The following is a 15,559-nucleotide window of genomic DNA, read 5'->3' on the forward strand; positions in this document are numbered from 1 at the left end:
CATCACCGGCGCAGCTGCACTGCCGGAAGGCGTCGAAATGGTGATGCCGGGTGACAACGTCAAGATGGTCGTCACCCTGATCAACCCGGTGGCGATGGACGAAGGCCTGCGCTTCGCCATCCGCGAAGGCGGCCGCACCGTGGGCGCCGGCGTGGTCTCGAAGATCATCGAGTAATCTGGTAGTATCTGCGCCCCGATGTTGCCTGGGTAGGGCATCGGGGCGTATCAAATGGGAAAGCAGGCACAGGATGTGCCTTGTGTTCCCCGGACCAGGAAGGGTCAATGCCATTCAGGCGGCGTCAACAGGCGACTGTTGACAGCTGCCTTGTGTGCCATTATGCTTCTACGTCTGGGCAGGCCGGGAAACTGGTCTGCCTACGTTTTTGAGGTCTATGGAGTGACCTTGTCGGCCTGCAGGAGTGTGGGCCGTCCGTATTCAGGAATTTCATGGGGCAAAGCAACCCAGAGGCTTTGTCTGTCGCTCTTTTAACGAAGGAACCTACCGCCATGGCGGACCAAAAGATCCGGATCCGGCTGAAAGCGTTCGATCATCGTCTGATCGACCGTTCGGCCAGCGAGATCGTTGAAACGGCAAAGCGGACCGGCGCGCAAGTGCGTGGCCCGATCCCGCTGCCGACCAAGATCGAGCGCTACACCGTTCTCGTCTCCCCGCACGTCGACAAGGACGCGCGTGACCAGTACGAGACCCGCACGCACAAGCGCGTGCTCGATATCGTTGACCCGAATGACAAGACCGTGGACGCGCTGATGAAGCTCGAACTGGCTGCCGGCGTCGACGTTCAGATCAAGCTGACCTGAGGACTACGACCATGACGAAGAAGTATTCGTTGGGCTTCGTGGGCCGCAAGGCCGGCATGAGCCGCGTGTTCACTGAAGATGGCCGCTCCATCCCGGTGACCCTGATCGAAGCAACCCCGAACCGCATCGCGCAGATCAAGACCGTCGAAACCGACGGCTACAGCGCCGTGCAGGTGACCGTCGGCGCGCGTCGCGCTGCCCTGGTCAACAAGCCGGAAGCCGGCCACTTCGCCAAGGCGAAGGTGGAGGCGGGTCGTGGCCTGTGGGAATTCCGCGTTGAAGACGCGCAGCTCGGCGATTTCGCCGTTGGCGGCGAAGTCAAGGCGGACATCTTCGAAGTCGGCCAGATCGTCGACGTCCAGGGTGTCACCAAGGGTAAGGGCTTCCAGGGCACCATCAAGCGCCACAACTTCCGTATGGGCGATGCAACCCACGGTAACTCGCTGTCGCATCGCGCGCCGGGTTCGCTGGGTCAGCGCCAGACCCCGGGTCGCGTTTTCCCGGGCAAGAAGATGTCGGGCCACATGGGCGCGGTGCAGCAGAGCACCCAGAACCTGGAAGTGGTCAAGGTCGACGTCGAGCGCGGTCTGATCGCCGTTCGCGGCGCCGTTCCGGGCGCGGCCGGTGGCGATGTGATCGTCCGTCCGGCGAGCAAGGCATAAGGAGAGATGACGATGGAACTCGTTATCACGGGTAGCAACAACAAGGTCTCGGTCTCCGAAGCCGTGTTCGGTCGCGATTTCAGCGAAGATCTGGTCCACCAGGTCGTCGTTGCTTACCGCAACGCCGGTCGCGCCGGCACCAAGGCACAGAAGACTCGCTCCGAAGTGGCTGGTACCACCAAGAAGTCGAAGAAGCAGAAGGGCGGCGGCGCGCGTCATGGCGCACTGACGGCTCCGATCTTCGTCGGCGGCGGTGTCACCTTCGCGGCCAAGCCGCGCAGCTTCGAGCAGAAGGTCAATCGTAAGCAGTACCGTGCCGCCATGTGCGCGATCCTGTCCGAGCTGAACCGTCAGGGCCGTCTGACCATCGTGGAGTCCTTCGACGTCGAAGTGACCAACACGAAGGGTCTGGTCGCCAAGCTGGCCGGCCTGGAAGTGGGCAAGCGCCCGCTGATCGTCACCGAAGAAGCGTCCGAGCACCTGTACCTGTCCGCCCGCAATCTGCCGTACGTGCAGGTGCGTGACGTCCAGGGCCTGGATCCGGTCTCGCTGGTGGGTGCCGACACGGTCGTCATCACCGCTGACGCGGTCAAGAAGGTCGAGGAGTGGCTGGCATGAACAGCAACGAAAAAATCTTCAGCGTGCTGCGTGCCCCGCGTGTCTCCGAAAAGACCGCGCGCCTGCAGGAACTCTCCAACCAGTATGTCTTCGAAGTTTCGAACGAAGCCACCAAGGCCGATGTAAAGGCCGCGGTTGAGCAGCTGTTCGACGTCAAGGTCGAAGCTGTCAACGTGGTCAACGTCAAGGGCAAGAACAAGTCCTTCCGTAACCGTGCTGGCCGCCGCGGCGATTGGCGCAAGGCGTACGTTCGCCTGGCCGATGGCCAGTCGATCGATGTAACGGCCAAGGCCTGAGGTACATCCCATGCCATTGATGAAATTCAAGCCCACTTCCCCCGGCCGCCGTTCGGCCGTGCGCGTGGTCACTCCCGACCTGCACAAGGGTGCTCCGCACGCTGCCCTGGTCGAGTCGCAGAGCCGCTCGGGTGGTCGTAACCACCATGGCCGCATCACCGTGCGTCACGTCGGTGGTGGTGCCAAGCAGCACTACCGCATCATCGACTTCAAGCGCAACAAGCTGGGCATCCCGGCGCGCGTGGAACGCATCGAATACGATCCGAACCGCACCGCCCACATCGCCCTGCTGTGCTACGTCGACGGTGAGCGCCGCTACATCATCGCCCCGAAGGGCCTGAAGGCCGGTGATCAGGTGATCGCTGGTTCGGATGCCCCGATCAAGGCTGGCAACACCCTGCCGCTGCGCAACATCCCGGTCGGTACCACCATCCACTGCATCGAACTGAAGCCCGGCAAGGGCGCTCAGATCGCCCGCGCCGCCGGTGCGGCCGTGCAGCTGGTGGCCCGCGAAGGCATCTACGCCACCCTGCGCCTGCGCTCGGGTGAAATGCGCAAGGTGCCGGTCGAGTGCTGCGCCACCATCGGCGAAGTCGGCAACGACGAGCACAGCCTGGAAAAGCTGGGCAAGGCCGGTGCCAAGCGTTGGCGCGGCGTCCGCCCGACCGTTCGTGGTGCTGCCATGAACCCGGTTGACCACCCGCACGGTGGTGGTGAGGCCAAGGCCGGCCAGGGTAACCCGCATCCGGTCACCCCGTGGGGTGTCCCGACCAAGGGTTACAAGACGCGCCATAACAAGCGCACTCAGCAGTTCATCGTCCGCGATCGTAGGGGCTAATCGACCATGGCACGTTCACTCAAGAAGGGCCCGTTCGTCGATCACCACCTCGTCAAGAAGGTGGAGGCCGCTGCGGGCAGCAAGAAGCCGATCAAGACCTGGTCGCGCCGTTCGATGATCCTGCCTGACATGGTAGGCATCACCATTGCCGTGCATAACGGCAAGAACCACATCCCGGTTCTCGTCAACGAGAACATGGTCGGCCACAAGCTCGGCGAATTTGCCATCACCCGGACCTTCAAGGGTCACGGTGGTGACAAGAAGTCGGGCAAGTAAGGAGAGATGACAATGGAAGCGAAAGCCATCCTGCGCACTGCGCGCATCTCCCCGCAGAAGGCTCGTCTGGTCGCTGACCAGGTGCGCGGTCTGCCGGCCGAACGTGCGGTCAACCTGCTGAAGTTCTCGGACAAGAAGGCTGCCCACCTGATCAAGAAGGTGGTGGAGTCGGCTATTGCCAATGCCGAGAACAACCAGGGCGCCGACGTCGACGAGCTGAAGGTTCAGACCATCATGGTTGATGAAGGTCCGACCCTGAAGCGTTTCATGGCGCGGGCGAAAGGCCGCGGTACCCGCATCCTCAAGCGCACCAGCCACATCACTGTGGTTGTGGGCGCCGCCAAGTAAGCGGATAAGGAAAAGACCATGGGTCATAAAGTTCATCCGATTGGTATCCGCCTCGGCATTTCCAAGGACTGGAACTCCAAGTGGTACGCCAACAAGGCCGAGTTCGCCGGTTACCTGGCAGCCGACCTGAAAGTGCGCGACATGCTGCGCAAGAAGCTGGCCCAGGCCGGCATCAGCAAGATCCTGATCGAGCGTCCGGCCAAGACCGCTCGCGTGACGATCCACACCGCCCGTCCGGGCGTGGTGATCGGCAAGCGCGGTGAGGACATCGAGAAGCTGCGCAAGGAAGTGAGCGAGATGATGGGCGTCCCGGCGCACATCAACGTCACCGAAGTGCGCAAGCCGGAACTGGACGCGCAGCTCGTTGCCGAGTCGATCGCCCAGCAGCTGGAGCGTCGCATCATGTTCCGCCGTGCAATGAAGCGCTCGGTCGGCAACGCGATGCGCCTGGGTGCCCTGGGCATCAAGGTCAACGTCGGTGGCCGCCTCAACGGTGCAGAAATCGCCCGTTCGGAGTGGTACCGCGAAGGCCGCGTGCCGCTGCACACCCTGCGTGCCGACATCGACTATGGCTTCGCTGAAGCCAAGACGACCTACGGCATCATCGGCATCAAGGTCTGGATCTACAAGGGCGAGGTCTTCGATTTCTCCCAGGTTGGCCAGGAAAAGCAGGACGACACCCCGTCGCGCAACGATCGTCACGATCGCGGCGACCGTGGTGACCGTCAGCGCCCGGCCCGTGAAGCGAGGTAACGACAATGTTGCAACCCAAGCGAACCAAGTACCGCAAGGTACACAAGGGCCGTAACGATGGCCTGAGCTGGAGCGCCAACGCTGTCAGCTTCGGCGAATACGGCCTGAAGGCAACCGCACACGGTCAGCTGACCGCGCGCCAGATCGAAGCGGCCCGCCGCTCGATCAGCCGCTACGTCAAGCGCGGCGGCAAGATGTGGATCCGCGTGTTCCCCGACAAGCCCATCACCAAGAAGCCCATCGAAGTCCGAATGGGTTCGGGTAAGGGTAACGTGGAATACTGGGTGGCCCAGATCCAGCCCGGCCGCATGATCTATGAAATCGAGGGTGTTTCCGAGGAAGTGGCTCGCGAGGCGTTCCGCCTGGCCGCCGCCAAGCTCTCGGTCACCACCACTTTCGTGACCCGTACGGTGCGCTGATGGATATCAAAACTCTCCGTGAAAAGTCGGCTGACGAACTCAAGGCCCACCTGATCGACCTGCGTAAGGAACAGTTCTCTGTCCGTATGCAGCAGGTCACCGGCCAGCTGCCGAAGACCCACGACATTCGCCGGGTCCGTCGCGAGATTGCTCGCGTCAAGACCCTGCTCGGCAGCACGAAGTAAGGATGGCCGCTATGAGCGACAATACTGAAAAGAAGACGCTGCGCACGGTCGAAGGCCGTGTCGTCAGCAACAAGATGGACAAGACGGTTACCGTCCTGGTTGAGCGTCAGGTCAAGCACGCGCTGTACGGCAAGTACATCAAGCGCTCGACCAAGCTGCACGCCCACGATGCCGACAACGCCTGCAAGGAAGGCGATGTCGTCCGCGTGACCGAGATTGCTCCGATGTCCAAGACCAAGAACTGGCGCGTGGTGGAAGTCATCACGCGTGCGGCTGAATAAGGAGTCTGAATCATGATCCAGATGCAGAGCTACCTTGACGTCGCGGACAATTCGGGTGCCAAGCAGGTGATGTGCTTCAAGGTGCTGGGTGGTTCCAAGCGCCGTTACGCCGGCATCGGCGACATCATCAAGGTCACCGTGAAGGATGCGATTCCGCGCGGCAAGGTCAAGAAGGGTGAAGTGTATGACGCCGTCGTGGTGCGTACCCGCAAGGGTGTGCGTCGCGCCGACGGTTCGCTGATCCGCTTCGACGGCAACGCGGCCGTCCTGCTGAACAACAAGCAGGAGCCGATCGGTACCCGTATCTTCGGGCCGGTGACCCGTGAACTTCGTTCGGAGAAGTTCATGAAGATCGTCTCGCTCGCTCCCGAAGTGCTGTGAGCGACAGGAGATAATCATGGCTAACCGTATCAAGAAGGGCGACCAGGTTGTCGTCAACGCTGGCAAGGACAAGGGCAAGCAGGGCGAAGTCGTCCGCGTCGACGGCGACCGTGTGGTCGTCGCCAACGTGAACATCGTCAAGCGCCACACCAAGCCGAACCCGCAGGCAGGTGTTGCCGGCGGCGTGGTCGAGCGCGAAGCTTCGATCCATATCTCCAACGTGAACGTGCTGAACCCGGCTTCGGGCAAGGGCGAACGCGTTGGCTTCAAGGTGCTGGAGGATGGACGCAAACTGCGTGTGTTCCGCTCCAGCGGTGAGGCGCTCGACGCCTGAGGAATGTGAAGATGACTTCCCGTCTCGAAAAGATCTACAAGGAAGAAGTGGTGCCGGCGCTGATGAAGCAGTTCGGCTACACCAATCCGATGGAAGTACCGAAGCTCGTCAAGGTCACCCTGAACATGGGTGTCGGCGAGGCTGCCACCAACAAGAAGATCCTGGAAAACGCCGTCGCGGACATGACCAAGATTTCCGGCCAGAAGCCGGTTGTCACCAAGTCGCGTATCTCGGTCGCGTCGTTCAAGATCCGTGATGGTTGGCCGATCGGCTGCAAGACCACGCTGCGTCGCCACAAGATGTACGAGTTCCTGGACCGCCTGATCAACATCTCGCTGCCGCGCGTGCGCGACTTCCGTGGTGTTTCCGGCCGTTCCTTCGACGGCCGCGGCAACTTCAACATGGGTGTGAAGGAACAGATCATCTTCCCGGAAATCGACTTCGACGCCGTCGATGCGATCCGCGGCATGGATATCGCCATCACCACCACTGCGAAGACCGATGCGGAAGCGAAGGCGCTGCTGGCAGCGTTCAAGTTCCCGTTCCGTAACTGATCTGTCGAGGAAACCGAAATGGCAAAGACCTCCATGGTCAACCGCGACATCAAGCGGGAAAAGCTGGCCAAGAAGTACGCTGAAAAGCGTGCGGCTCTGAAGAAGATCGTGTCCTCCGTGGACGCGACCTACGAAGAGAAGATCGAGGCCGCAACCAAGCTGGCCAAGCTGCCGCGCGATTCGTCGCCGAGCCGCCAGCGTAATCGTTGCGAGCTGTCGGGTCGTCCGCGTGGCGTCTACAGCAAGTTCGGCCTGGGCCGTAACAAGCTGCGTGAAGCCACCATGCGTGGCGACGTGCCGGGTCTGCGCAAGGCCAGCTGGTAACCCCAGCCGGCCCTGCGATCAGGAGCCCCTTCGGGGGTTCCTGAACCGGGCAGGGGAGGCATTCAGCTTTCCCGACGCAAAAAAACCGAGGAGCCCGGCGCAAGCCGGGCTCTTTTGGCGTATACTCCCGCGTCTTGCCCTGCGCAAACGGGGTCGTAGGAGTGGGCTTCCGGCCCGCTGCATCAAGGGACCTGGCCCGTTTCCAGGAGACAACAGATTTTCGCGAAAGCGGATATCGGTGCACTCAAAGGTACTCATATGAGCATGACTGATCCCATCGCCGACCTGCTGGTCCGCATCAAGAATGCGGCCGCGGTGGGCAAGCAGACGGTGAAAGCCCCGTCGTCCAAGATCAAGGTTGCGATCGCCCAGGTCCTGAAGGACGAGGGTTACATCACCGACCTGCGCGTGACCCAGCTGGAAAACAACAAGTCCGAGCTGGAAATCGTGCTGAAGTATTTCGAAGGCAAGCCGGTCATCGCGACCCTGAAGCGCTTCTCGCGTTCGGGCCTGCGCCAGTACCGCGGCAAGAGCGAGCTGCCGAAGGTCATGAACGGCCTGGGTATCTCCATCATTTCCACCTCCAAGGGCATCATGACTGATGCGCAGGCGCGCCAGCTGGGCGTCGGCGGCGAAGTCCTGTGCTTCGTGGCCTAAGGCGAAAGGAGTAGAACTATGTCCCGCGTAGCCAAGAAGCCGATTACCCTGGGTAAGGTTGAACTGAACGTCCAGTCGGACAGCGTCACCGCCAAGGGCCCGAAGGGCACCCTGTCGCTGGCCAAGCCGGCCGGTATTGCCATCAACGTCGACAACGGCGTTGCCACCCTGAGCACCGAAAGCGCCGACCTGGTCGCACTGACCGGTACCGTGCGTGCGATCCTGTCCAACATGGTCAAGGGCGTGTCCGAAGGCTTCGAGCGCAAGCTGGAGCTGGTGGGCGTGGGTTACCGCGCTGCCATGCAGGGCAAGGACCTGAACCTGTCGCTGGGCTTCTCGCACCCGGTCGTGTTCGTGGCGCCGGAAGGCATCACGCTGTCGACCCCGACCCAGACCGAGATCCTGGTCCAGGGCGCTGACAAGCAGGTCGTCGGTGAAGTTGCCGCCAAGATCCGTGCGTTCCGCAAGCCGGAACCGTACAAGGGCAAGGGCGTGAAGTACTCCGACGAAGTCATCATCCGTAAGGAAGCCAAGAAGGCATAAGCGCGAGTCCCTCGCAAGAGCCCGCACATCCCTGTGCGGACTTCTCAGGGAAAAGCTCTTCCTTCAGCTTTCAAGGAATAATCAAAATGAACAAGAACATCGCCCGCCTGCGTCGCGCCAAGTCGACCCGTGCCCACATCCGTGAGCTCGGCGTCGCCCGCCTGTCGGTGCTGCGCACCGGCCAGCACCTGTACGCCCAGGTCTTCACCGCCGACGGCTCCAAGGTGCTGGCTGCTGCCAACACCACCCAGGCCGACGTCATCGAAGGCCTGAAGAACGGCAAGAACGCCGATGCTGCTGCCAAGGTTGGCCGCATCGTTGCCGAGCGCGCCAAGGCCGCCGGCATCGAGAAGGTTGCCTTCGATCGTTCGGGCTACCGCTACCACGGCCGCATCAAGGCCCTGGCAGAAGCCGCCCGCGAAGCCGGCCTGCAGTTCTAAGGGACAAGGGCAGGGGGCCATTGGCCTCCTGCCCACCTGCTCGCCAGCCTGAGTGAGGCTGGACGGCGCCGCTCTTCTGCAGCGGCCCACCGGAACAACGCGTCACGCCACAACCATAAGCGGCTTCGAGCCGTACATACCCAAACAACCAAGGAATCAACATGGCAGAAGAGCGTCAGCAGCGGGGTCGCGATCGCGACCGTAACCGCGAAGAGAAGATCGACGACGGCATGATCGAAAAGCTGGTCGCGGTCAACCGCGTCAGCAAGACCGTCAAGGGTGGCCGCCAGTTCACCTTCACCGCCCTGACCGTCGTCGGCGACGGCGAAGGCAAGGTCGGTTTCGGCTATGGCAAGGCCCGCGAAGTGCCGGTTGCCATCCAGAAGTCGATGGAACAGGCCCGCAAGAACCTGGTCAGCGTTGACCTGAACAACGGCACCCTGTGGCACACCATCAAGGATGGTCACGGCGCAGCCCGCGTGTTCATGCAGCCGGCTTCGGAAGGTACCGGCGTGATCGCCGGCGGTGCCATGCGCGCCGTGCTGGAAGCCGTTGGCGTGAAGAACGTGCTGGCCAAGGCCACCGGTTCGCGCAACCCGATCAACCTGGTGCGTGCCACCGTGAAGGGCCTGGCTGCTGCACAGTCGCCGGCTCGCATCGCGGCCAAGCGCGGCAAGAAGGTGGAGGAACTCAACCATGGCTAATGAGTCCAACAAGACTGTCAAGGTCCGCCTGGTGCGTGGCCTGCGTGGCACCCAGTCGCGTCACCGCCTGTCGGTGCGTGCGCTGGGCCTGAACAAGCTCAACGATGTGCGTGAACTGAAGGACAGCCCGCAGGTGCGCGGCCTGATCAACAAGGTTCAGTACCTCGTCCAGGTTGAGGAGTAATCGACCATGACTCTGCGTCTCAATGAACTGAGCCCGGCACCGGGCGCCCGCACCGAGCGTACCCGCGTCGGTCGCGGTATCGGCTCGGGCCTGGGCAAGACTGCCGGCCGCGGCCACAAGGGTTCGTTCGCCCGCAAGGGTGGCGGCAAGATCAAGGCTGGCTTCGAAGGCGGCCAGACCCCCATGCAGCGTCGTCTGCCGAAGATCGGCTTCCGTTCGCCGATCGCCAAGGACACCGCTGAAGTGCTGCTGTACGCACTGGACAAGCTGCCGGCCGGTGAGATCGACTTCGCCGCCCTGCGTGCTGCCAAGCTGGTTCCGAGCACTGCCAAGAAGGCCAAGGTCGTCGTCAAGGGCGAAGTGACCAAGGCGTTCACCCTGAAGGGTATTGCTGCCACGGCGGGTGCCAAGGCCGCGATCGAAGCTGCCGGCGGCAGCGTAACGGAGTAAGAAAATCATGGCGCAAGCTGGCATCGGTAACCTCGCGGGCGGAATGGGCAAGTTCACTGAACTTCGCCAACGTTTGCTGTTCGTCGTCGGGGCTTTGATCGTCTATCGCATCGGCTGCTACGTGCCGGTGCCGGGCGTCAATCCCGATGCCATGCTTGCCATGATGCAACAGCAGGGCGGCGGCATCGTGGACATGTTCAACATGTTCTCGGGCGGCGCCCTGCACCGTTTCAGCATCTTCGCGCTGAACGTGATGCCGTACATCTCGGCATCGATCGTGATGCAGCTGGCCGTGCACATCTTCCCCGCCCTGAAGGCGATGCAGAAGGAAGGTGAGTCCGGCCGCCGCAAGATCACCCAGTATTCGCGCATCGGCGCCGTGCTGCTGGCAGTGGTGCAGGGCGGTTCGATCGCACTGGCCCTGCAGGGCCAGGTCTCGCCGTCGGGCGCTCCGGTCGTGTATGCGCCGGGCATGGGCTTCGTGCTCACCGCCGTGGTCGCGCTGACCGCCGGCACCATGTTCCTGATGTGGGTCGGTGAGCAGGTCACCGAGCGCGGCATCGGCAACGGCGTGTCGCTGATCATCTTCGCCGGTATCGTCGCTGGCCTGCCGGGTGCGATCATCCACACCTTCGACGCCTACCGCGACGGCAATATCCAGTTCATCCAGCTGCTGCTGATCGCCATTGTCGTGCTCGCGTTCACCTTCTTCGTGGTGTTCGTCGAGCGTGGCCAGCGCCGGATCACGGTCAACTACGCACGCCGCCAGGGCGGTCGCAACGCGTACATGAACCAGACCTCGTTCCTGCCGCTGAAGCTCAACATGGCCGGCGTCATTCCGGCAATCTTCGCCTCGAGCCTGCTGGCCTTCCCGGCCACCCTGGCCATGTGGTCCGGCCAGGCGGCCAACCAGAGCAGCTTCGGCCAGGTCCTGCAGAAGGTCGCCAATGCCCTGGGCCCGGGCGAGCCGCTGCACATGATCGTGTTCGCTGCGCTGATCACCGGTTTCGCGTTCTTCTATACCGCGCTGGTGTTCAACTCCCAGGAAACCGCTGACAACCTGAAGAAGTCGGGCGCGCTGATTCCGGGCATCCGTCCGGGCAAGGCCACCGCCGATTACATCGACGGTGTACTGACCCGCCTGACCGCAGCCGGCTCGGCCTATCTGGTGATCGTCTGCCTGCTGCCGGAACTGATGCGCACGCAGCTGAACGCCTCGTTCTACTTCGGCGGTACTTCGCTGCTGATCGTGGTGGTGGTGGTGATGGACTTCATTGCCCAGGTGCAGGCGCACCTGATGTCCCACCAGTACGAGAGCCTGCTGAAGAAGGCCAACCTGAAGGGCGGCAACCGCGGCGGTTTTGCCCGCGGCTGATTGGCCTGTTATACTTTCGTCTTCCTGACGTGATGGTCCCTCCGCTTCGCGGACTCCGGCCACACAAACGAAGGGCGGCCCCCGCAGCGGTTCCGGGTGGGGGTGTGATGAGGTGGTCCCGCGCTGGAGTAGCGCGGGCGGCCCCGGAGGATACCCCGGGTCCAACCCCATCCGGCGCCGGAGCCTGGGCACACTCCCCAGGCCGGGTTCATGAAACCAATGGTTTCACGGGCTTCCATGTAAACCGGAACCTTGTTAGTATCGCTAGTTCACTTTTTTGATCCATCCTGCCGGATTGGCGTGCCCGAGGCGCGCTGTCGGCCATCACTCAGCTGGAGAACCGCGTCATGGCGCGTATTGCAGGCGTCAACCTGCCAGCCCAGAAGCACGTCTGGGTCGGGTTGCAAAGCATTTACGGCATCGGCCGTACCCGTTCGAAGAAGGTCTGCGAAGTCGCAGGCGTTGCTTCGACCACCAAGATCCGCGATCTGTCGGAGCCGGAAATCGAGCGCCTGCGCGCCGAAGTCGGCAAGTACATCGTGGAAGGCGATCTGCGCCGTGAGATCGGCATCGCGATCAAGCGCCTGATGGACCTGGGCTGCTACCGCGGCCTGCGTCACCGTCGTGGCCTCCCGCTGCGTGGCCAGCGCACCCGTACCAACGCCCGCACCCGCAAGGGTCCGCGCAAGGCGATCAAGAAGTAAGGGACTGAGAAATGGCTAAGCCCGCTGCTAAGACCAAGAAGAAGATCAAGCGCGTCGTCACCGACGGCGTTGCCCACGTCCACGCTTCGTTCAACAACACCATCGTCACCATCACCGACCGCCAGGGCAATGCTCTGTCGTGGGCGACCTCCGGTGGCGCTGGCTTCCGCGGTTCGCGCAAGTCGACCCCGTTCGCTGCCCAGGTGGCTGCTGAAAAGGCCGGTCGTGCTGCGCTGGACTACGGCGTGAAGTCGCTGGAAGTCCGCATCAAGGGCCCGGGTCCGGGCCGTGAGTCGGCCGTGCGTTCGCTGAACAACGTCGGCTACAAGATCACCAACATCATCGACGTGACGCCTATCCCGCACAACGGGTGCCGTCCGCCGAAGAAGCGTCGCGTCTAAAGGGAGCGATAAGAAATGGCTCGTTATATCGGTCCTACCTGTAAGCTCGCCCGTCGCGAAGGCGCCGACCTGTCCCTGAAGAGCCCGGCGCGTGCGCTGGACTCCAAGTGCAAGCTGGAGCAGAAGCCCGGCCAGCACGGCGCCACTGCCCGCAAGGGCAAGCTGTCCGACTACGCCACCCAGCTGCGTGAAAAGCAGAAGGTCAAGCGTATCTACGGCCTGCTGGAGCGTCAGTTCCGCAACTACTACAAGAAGGCCTCGACCAAGAAGGGCAACACCGGCGAGAACCTGCTGCAGCTGCTGGAAACCCGCCTGGACAACGTCGTCTACCGCATGGGCTTCGCCGTGACCCGTCCGGCTGCTCGTCAGCTGGTGTCGCACCGCGGCGTCACCGTGAATGGCAAGTCGGTCAACCTGGCTTCGTACCAGGTCAAGGCTGGCGACGCCATCGCCCTGTCTGAAAAGGCTGCCAAGCAGCTGCGCGTCCAGGAAGCCCTGACCGTCGCCGCCCAGCATGACCTGAGCCCGTCGTGGGTTGAAGTGGATTCCGGCAAGTTCACCGGCATCTTCAAGGCCGTTCCGGATCGTTCGGATCTGCCTGCGGACATCAACGAAGCGCTGATCGTCGAGCTGTATTCGAAGTAATTCACATTGGAGAGCCCCCGGCGACGGCCGGGGGTTCACTAGGAGAACCCGCAACATGACGGTTACCGCCAACCAGGTTCTGCGTCCTCGCGGTCCGCAGATCGAACGCCTTACCGACACCCGTGCAAAGGTCGTTATCGAACCTTTGGAGCGGGGTTACGGGCATACGCTGGGCAACGCCCTGCGTCGCGTGCTGCTGTCGTCCATCCCGGGCTTCGCCATCACGGAAGTCGAAATCGACGGCGTGTTGCATGAGTACACCACGGTCGAAGGTCTGCAGGAGGACGTGCTCGAAGTCCTGCTGAACCTGAAGGACGTGGCCATCCGTATGCACTCCGGCGACAGCGCCACCCTGTCCCTGTCCAAGCAGGGCCCGGGCGTTGTCACCGCTGCCGACATCAAGGTCGACCACAATGTGGAGATCCTGAACGGCGACCATGTGATCTGCCACCTGACCAAGGACACGGCGATCAACATGCGTCTGAAGATCGAACGTGGTTTCGGCTACCAGCCGGCTGCCGCGCGTCGTCGTCCGGACGAAGAAACCCGTGCCATCGGCCGCCTGGTCCTGGATGCCTCGTTCTCGCCGGTCCGCCGCGTCGCCTATGCCGTGGAGGCGGCCCGCGTCGAACAGCGTACCGACCTGGACAAGCTGGTCATCGATATCGAGACCAACGGCACCATCGATGCCGAGGAAGCCGTGCGCACCGCCGCCGACATCCTCAGCGACCAGCTGTCGGTGTTCGGTGACTTCACCCACCGCGACCGCGGTGCGGCCAAGCCGGCCAACAACGGCGTGGATCCGGTGCTGCTGCGCCCGATCGACGATCTGGAGCTGACCGTGCGTTCGGCCAACTGCCTGAAGGCTGAAAGCATCTACTACATCGGCGATCTGATCCAGAAGACCGAAGTGGAGCTGCTGAAGACCCCGAACCTGGGCAAGAAGTCGCTCACCGAGATCAAGGAAGTGCTGGCTCAGCGCGGCCTGTCGCTCGGCATGAAGCTGGAGAACTGGCCGCCGGCCGGCGTCGCCAGCCACGGCATGCTGGGCTGATATCGGTAATGCCTGAAGGCTCCACCGTTCGCGGTGGAGCCTTCAACGCAACACAACACGCCACGACGAACCGCAGGTTCGCGGGCAGGCCGTCCAGGACGGAGGGCCAGGACCAACCGCAGTCCGCGCAGCAACGCCAGGATGGCGACAACGATCCGCACAGCCTCATCATTAACCAAGGAATATCACCATGCGTCACCAGAAGTCTGGCCGTAAGTTCAGCCGCACCAGCGCCCACCGCGAAGCGATGTTCAAGAACATGGCCGCCTCGCTGTTCAAGCACGAGCTGATCAAGACCACCCTGCCGAAGGCCAAGGAACTGCGCCGCGTTGCCGAGCCGCTGATCACCCTGGCCAAGGTCGACTCCGTCGCCAACCGCCGTCTGGCCTTCGCCCGCCTGCGCGACAACGAAGCGGTGGGCAACCTGTTCACCATCCTGGGCCCGCGCTACGCGAACCGTCCGGGCGGCTACCTGCGCCTGCTGAAGTGCGGTTTCCGCGCCGGCGACAACGCGCCGATGGCCTACGTCGAGCTGGTCGACCGTCCGGTCGTGGCCGAGGAAGTGGCCGAGTAATCGGACCGCTCCAACGCGACACAGCGAAAGCCCGGCCTCTGCCGGGCTTTTGCGTTCTGGTAGCGCCGGGCCATGCCCGGCGTTTCCGTATCCGCTACGCTCGCCGGGCATGGCCCGGCGCTACCTGCGGCACAATGCGACCCGCACCGTTCCGACAGGCGTCACCTGTGGCGGTTCGAATGGCGCGCGCTCTCGGTTACGCTTGGCGCCCTGATCCATTCGAGCGTTGACGATGAATCCACTGCGCTGGCCCTTCCGCGCCCAGTTCTTCCTGGGCTTCCTGATCTGCGCGGGCCTGCTCGGCTACGCGATCTTCCTGCAGCTGAAGATGGGCCTGGAGCCGTGTCCGCTGTGCATCTTCCAGCGGCTGGCCTTCGCCGCGCTGGGCCTGCTGTTCCTGATCGGTGCGCTGCACGGGCCGTCCAACCGCCCGGGACTCGCGACCTACGGCATTCTCGCCTTCATTGCCGCCGCTGTAGGCGTCGGCATTGCCGCGCGCCACGTCTACGTGCAGATGCTGCCGCCGGAGATGGGCGCGACCTGCGGCCCGCCGCTGAGCTTCCTGCGCGAGACCATGGGGCCGCTGGAAGTGTTCCGCACGGTGCTCACCGGTACCGGCAACTGCGGCAACATCGACTGGACCTTCCTGGGCCTGACCATGCCGATGTGGTCGGGCGTGTGGTTCGTGCTGCTGGCGCTGTGGGCGCTGGTGGCGTCGCTGCGCAGGGTCAAGCGCTGAA

At 63.0% G+C, this 15,559-nt stretch carries 29 protein-coding genes; all 29 read left to right on the forward strand.

The genetic code is table 11. The features are described from left to right. The coding region (locus AC5P8C_RS17505) for an EF-Tu C-terminal domain-related protein (RefSeq protein WP_495219242.1) at positions 1-175 on the forward strand (175 nt) is incomplete at its 5' end. A gap of 332 nt (positions 176-507) precedes the next feature. Then, entirely contained in the window at positions 508-819 is a 312-nt protein-coding gene (rpsJ, locus tag AC5P8C_RS17510; RefSeq protein ID WP_005408208.1) for a 30S ribosomal protein S10, read from the forward strand. Positions 820-830: 11 nt separating this feature from the next. Then, a complete protein-coding gene (gene rplC, locus AC5P8C_RS17515; protein WP_004145336.1) occupies positions 831-1,481 on the forward strand; it encodes a 50S ribosomal protein L3 in 651 nt (216 codons plus the stop codon). Between the two features lie 12 nt (positions 1,482-1,493). After that, positions 1,494-2,099 (forward strand): 50S ribosomal protein L4, encoded by a 606-nt coding sequence (rplD, locus tag AC5P8C_RS17520; protein ID WP_019659578.1) that lies wholly within the window; start codon positions 1,494-1,496, stop codon positions 2,097-2,099. After that, positions 2,096-2,395, forward strand: coding sequence for a 50S ribosomal protein L23 (rplW, locus tag AC5P8C_RS17525; RefSeq protein ID WP_004145338.1), 300 nt, complete (start codon positions 2,096-2,098; stop codon positions 2,393-2,395). Before rplD ends, rplW begins: the two co-directional genes overlap by 4 nt. A gap of 10 nt (positions 2,396-2,405) precedes the next feature. Next, on the forward strand, positions 2,406-3,233 hold the full coding sequence (gene rplB / locus AC5P8C_RS17530) for a 50S ribosomal protein L2 (RefSeq protein WP_004145339.1): 828 nt from the start codon (positions 2,406-2,408) through the stop codon (positions 3,231-3,233). Between the two features lie 6 nt (positions 3,234-3,239). Next, positions 3,240-3,509 carry a 30S ribosomal protein S19 gene (gene rpsS, locus AC5P8C_RS17535; protein WP_005415413.1) on the forward strand — a complete coding sequence of 90 codons (270 nt, stop codon included), beginning with the start codon at positions 3,240-3,242 and terminating at the stop codon, positions 3,507-3,509. A gap of 12 nt (positions 3,510-3,521) precedes the next feature. After that, positions 3,522-3,857, forward strand: a complete 336-nt coding sequence (gene rplV, locus AC5P8C_RS17540) for a 50S ribosomal protein L22 (protein WP_004145348.1) — start codon at positions 3,522-3,524, stop codon at positions 3,855-3,857. Between the two features lie 18 nt (positions 3,858-3,875). Continuing rightward, the gene (gene rpsC, locus AC5P8C_RS17545; protein ID WP_005415414.1) at positions 3,876-4,610 is read left to right on the forward strand and encodes a 30S ribosomal protein S3; all 735 of its coding nucleotides are present in this window, start codon (positions 3,876-3,878) and stop codon (positions 4,608-4,610) included. A 5-nt stretch (positions 4,611-4,615) separates the two neighbouring features. Further along, positions 4,616-5,029, forward strand: coding sequence for a 50S ribosomal protein L16 (rplP, locus tag AC5P8C_RS17550; protein ID WP_004154486.1), 414 nt, complete (start codon positions 4,616-4,618; stop codon positions 5,027-5,029). Further along, a complete protein-coding gene (rpmC, locus tag AC5P8C_RS17555; RefSeq protein WP_004154487.1) occupies positions 5,029-5,214 on the forward strand; it encodes a 50S ribosomal protein L29 in 186 nt (61 codons plus the stop codon). The genes rplP and rpmC overlap by 1 nt, the downstream gene beginning before the upstream one ends. Positions 5,215-5,225: 11 nt before the next feature. Further along, positions 5,226-5,495: a 30S ribosomal protein S17 gene (rpsQ, locus tag AC5P8C_RS17560; RefSeq protein ID WP_004154489.1), complete on the forward strand. Its 270-nt coding sequence runs from the start codon at positions 5,226-5,228 to the stop codon at positions 5,493-5,495. Positions 5,496-5,507: 12 nt separating this feature from the next. Further along, positions 5,508-5,876, forward strand: coding sequence for a 50S ribosomal protein L14 (gene rplN / locus AC5P8C_RS17565; RefSeq protein WP_010483978.1), 369 nt, complete (start codon positions 5,508-5,510; stop codon positions 5,874-5,876). 16 nt (positions 5,877-5,892) lie between these two features. Next, entirely contained in the window at positions 5,893-6,210 is a 318-nt protein-coding gene (gene rplX, locus AC5P8C_RS17570) for a 50S ribosomal protein L24 (RefSeq protein WP_004154490.1), read from the forward strand. 11 nt (positions 6,211-6,221) lie between these two features. Then, positions 6,222-6,764 (forward strand): 50S ribosomal protein L5, encoded by a 543-nt coding sequence (rplE, locus tag AC5P8C_RS17575; RefSeq protein WP_005415416.1) that lies wholly within the window; start codon positions 6,222-6,224, stop codon positions 6,762-6,764. A gap of 18 nt (positions 6,765-6,782) precedes the next feature. Next, complete coding sequence (gene rpsN, locus AC5P8C_RS17580; RefSeq protein WP_019659577.1) at positions 6,783-7,088, forward strand: 30S ribosomal protein S14; 306 nt, start codon at positions 6,783-6,785, stop codon at positions 7,086-7,088. Positions 7,089-7,346: 258 nt separating this feature from the next. Beyond that, positions 7,347-7,745, forward strand: a complete 399-nt coding sequence (gene rpsH / locus AC5P8C_RS17585) for a 30S ribosomal protein S8 (RefSeq protein WP_005408210.1) — start codon at positions 7,347-7,349, stop codon at positions 7,743-7,745. Between the two features lie 18 nt (positions 7,746-7,763). Then, positions 7,764-8,288 (forward strand): 50S ribosomal protein L6, encoded by a 525-nt coding sequence (rplF, locus tag AC5P8C_RS17590; RefSeq protein WP_019659576.1) that lies wholly within the window; start codon positions 7,764-7,766, stop codon positions 8,286-8,288. A gap of 80 nt (positions 8,289-8,368) precedes the next feature. Further along, positions 8,369-8,728: a 50S ribosomal protein L18 gene (gene rplR, locus AC5P8C_RS17595; protein WP_026346969.1), complete on the forward strand. Its 360-nt coding sequence runs from the start codon at positions 8,369-8,371 to the stop codon at positions 8,726-8,728. Positions 8,729-8,889: 161 nt separating this feature from the next. Continuing rightward, the gene (rpsE, locus tag AC5P8C_RS17600) at positions 8,890-9,432 is read left to right on the forward strand and encodes a 30S ribosomal protein S5 (protein ID WP_004154496.1); all 543 of its coding nucleotides are present in this window, start codon (positions 8,890-8,892) and stop codon (positions 9,430-9,432) included. Beyond that, a complete protein-coding gene (gene rpmD / locus AC5P8C_RS17605) occupies positions 9,425-9,616 on the forward strand; it encodes a 50S ribosomal protein L30 (protein ID WP_005408214.1) in 192 nt (63 codons plus the stop codon). Before rpsE ends, rpmD begins: the two co-directional genes overlap by 8 nt. 6 nt (positions 9,617-9,622) lie before the next feature. Further along, positions 9,623-10,066 (forward strand): 50S ribosomal protein L15, encoded by a 444-nt coding sequence (gene rplO, locus AC5P8C_RS17610; protein WP_004154498.1) that lies wholly within the window; start codon positions 9,623-9,625, stop codon positions 10,064-10,066. 7 nt (positions 10,067-10,073) lie between these two features. Continuing rightward, positions 10,074-11,441 (forward strand): preprotein translocase subunit SecY, encoded by a 1,368-nt coding sequence (gene secY, locus AC5P8C_RS17615; RefSeq protein ID WP_005408215.1) that lies wholly within the window; start codon positions 10,074-10,076, stop codon positions 11,439-11,441. Positions 11,442-11,788: 347 nt separating this feature from the next. Then, complete coding sequence (gene rpsM / locus AC5P8C_RS17620; protein WP_004154500.1) at positions 11,789-12,145, forward strand: 30S ribosomal protein S13; 357 nt, start codon at positions 11,789-11,791, stop codon at positions 12,143-12,145. An 11-nt stretch (positions 12,146-12,156) separates the two neighbouring features. Next, entirely contained in the window at positions 12,157-12,546 is a 390-nt protein-coding gene (gene rpsK, locus AC5P8C_RS17625) for a 30S ribosomal protein S11 (protein ID WP_004145443.1), read from the forward strand. 15 nt (positions 12,547-12,561) lie between these two features. Further along, positions 12,562-13,191 carry a 30S ribosomal protein S4 gene (gene rpsD / locus AC5P8C_RS17630; protein ID WP_004145446.1) on the forward strand — a complete coding sequence of 210 codons (630 nt, stop codon included), beginning with the start codon at positions 12,562-12,564 and terminating at the stop codon, positions 13,189-13,191. A 55-nt stretch (positions 13,192-13,246) separates the two neighbouring features. Next, positions 13,247-14,245 carry a DNA-directed RNA polymerase subunit alpha gene (locus tag AC5P8C_RS17635; RefSeq protein ID WP_005408216.1) on the forward strand — a complete coding sequence of 333 codons (999 nt, stop codon included), beginning with the start codon at positions 13,247-13,249 and terminating at the stop codon, positions 14,243-14,245. Positions 14,246-14,435: 190 nt separating this feature from the next. Further along, positions 14,436-14,819, forward strand: coding sequence for a 50S ribosomal protein L17 (gene rplQ / locus AC5P8C_RS17640; RefSeq protein ID WP_005408217.1), 384 nt, complete (start codon positions 14,436-14,438; stop codon positions 14,817-14,819). Positions 14,820-15,051: 232 nt separating this feature from the next. Continuing rightward, positions 15,052-15,558 carry a disulfide bond formation protein B gene (locus AC5P8C_RS17645; protein ID WP_495219173.1) on the forward strand — a complete coding sequence of 169 codons (507 nt, stop codon included), beginning with the start codon at positions 15,052-15,054 and terminating at the stop codon, positions 15,556-15,558. The last annotated feature ends 1 nt before the right edge of the window (position 15,559 follow it).

It is taken from the genome of Stenotrophomonas sp. YJH_SMC_46, assembly GCF_059370315.1.

Coding starts and splice junctions, on each gene's coding strand:
- rplP (WP_004154486.1), top strand. CDS start 4,616: ATGTTGCAACCCAAGCGAACCAAGTACCGCAAGGTACACAAGGGCCGT.
- rpsQ (WP_004154489.1), top strand. CDS start 5,226: ATGAGCGACAATACTGAAAAGAAGACGCTGCGCACGGTCGAAGGCCGT.
- rpsC (WP_005415414.1), top strand. CDS start 3,876: ATGGGTCATAAAGTTCATCCGATTGGTATCCGCCTCGGCATTTCCAAG.
- rplW (WP_004145338.1), top strand. CDS start 2,096: ATGAACAGCAACGAAAAAATCTTCAGCGTGCTGCGTGCCCCGCGTGTC.
- AC5P8C_RS17635 (WP_005408216.1), top strand. CDS start 13,247: ATGACGGTTACCGCCAACCAGGTTCTGCGTCCTCGCGGTCCGCAGATC.
- rpsE (WP_004154496.1), top strand. CDS start 8,890: ATGGCAGAAGAGCGTCAGCAGCGGGGTCGCGATCGCGACCGTAACCGC.
- rplE (WP_005415416.1), top strand. CDS start 6,222: ATGACTTCCCGTCTCGAAAAGATCTACAAGGAAGAAGTGGTGCCGGCG.
- rpsK (WP_004145443.1), top strand. CDS start 12,157: ATGGCTAAGCCCGCTGCTAAGACCAAGAAGAAGATCAAGCGCGTCGTC.
- rpmD (WP_005408214.1), top strand. CDS start 9,425: ATGGCTAATGAGTCCAACAAGACTGTCAAGGTCCGCCTGGTGCGTGGC.
- rpsN (WP_019659577.1), top strand. CDS start 6,783: ATGGCAAAGACCTCCATGGTCAACCGCGACATCAAGCGGGAAAAGCTG.
- rpsD (WP_004145446.1), top strand. CDS start 12,562: ATGGCTCGTTATATCGGTCCTACCTGTAAGCTCGCCCGTCGCGAAGGC.
- rplV (WP_004145348.1), top strand. CDS start 3,522: ATGGAAGCGAAAGCCATCCTGCGCACTGCGCGCATCTCCCCGCAGAAG.
- rplC (WP_004145336.1), top strand. CDS start 831: ATGACGAAGAAGTATTCGTTGGGCTTCGTGGGCCGCAAGGCCGGCATG.
- rplX (WP_004154490.1), top strand. CDS start 5,893: ATGGCTAACCGTATCAAGAAGGGCGACCAGGTTGTCGTCAACGCTGGC.
- rplO (WP_004154498.1), top strand. CDS start 9,623: ATGACTCTGCGTCTCAATGAACTGAGCCCGGCACCGGGCGCCCGCACC.
- rplF (WP_019659576.1), top strand. CDS start 7,764: ATGTCCCGCGTAGCCAAGAAGCCGATTACCCTGGGTAAGGTTGAACTG.
- rpsJ (WP_005408208.1), top strand. CDS start 508: ATGGCGGACCAAAAGATCCGGATCCGGCTGAAAGCGTTCGATCATCGT.
- rpsS (WP_005415413.1), top strand. CDS start 3,240: ATGGCACGTTCACTCAAGAAGGGCCCGTTCGTCGATCACCACCTCGTC.
- rpsM (WP_004154500.1), top strand. CDS start 11,789: ATGGCGCGTATTGCAGGCGTCAACCTGCCAGCCCAGAAGCACGTCTGG.
- rplN (WP_010483978.1), top strand. CDS start 5,508: ATGATCCAGATGCAGAGCTACCTTGACGTCGCGGACAATTCGGGTGCC.
- rplD (WP_019659578.1), top strand. CDS start 1,494: ATGGAACTCGTTATCACGGGTAGCAACAACAAGGTCTCGGTCTCCGAA.
- rpmC (WP_004154487.1), top strand. CDS start 5,029: ATGGATATCAAAACTCTCCGTGAAAAGTCGGCTGACGAACTCAAGGCC.
- secY (WP_005408215.1), top strand. CDS start 10,074: ATGGCGCAAGCTGGCATCGGTAACCTCGCGGGCGGAATGGGCAAGTTC.
- rplB (WP_004145339.1), top strand. CDS start 2,406: ATGCCATTGATGAAATTCAAGCCCACTTCCCCCGGCCGCCGTTCGGCC.
- AC5P8C_RS17645 (WP_495219173.1), top strand. CDS start 15,052: ATGAATCCACTGCGCTGGCCCTTCCGCGCCCAGTTCTTCCTGGGCTTC.
- rpsH (WP_005408210.1), top strand. CDS start 7,347: ATGAGCATGACTGATCCCATCGCCGACCTGCTGGTCCGCATCAAGAAT.
- rplQ (WP_005408217.1), top strand. CDS start 14,436: ATGCGTCACCAGAAGTCTGGCCGTAAGTTCAGCCGCACCAGCGCCCAC.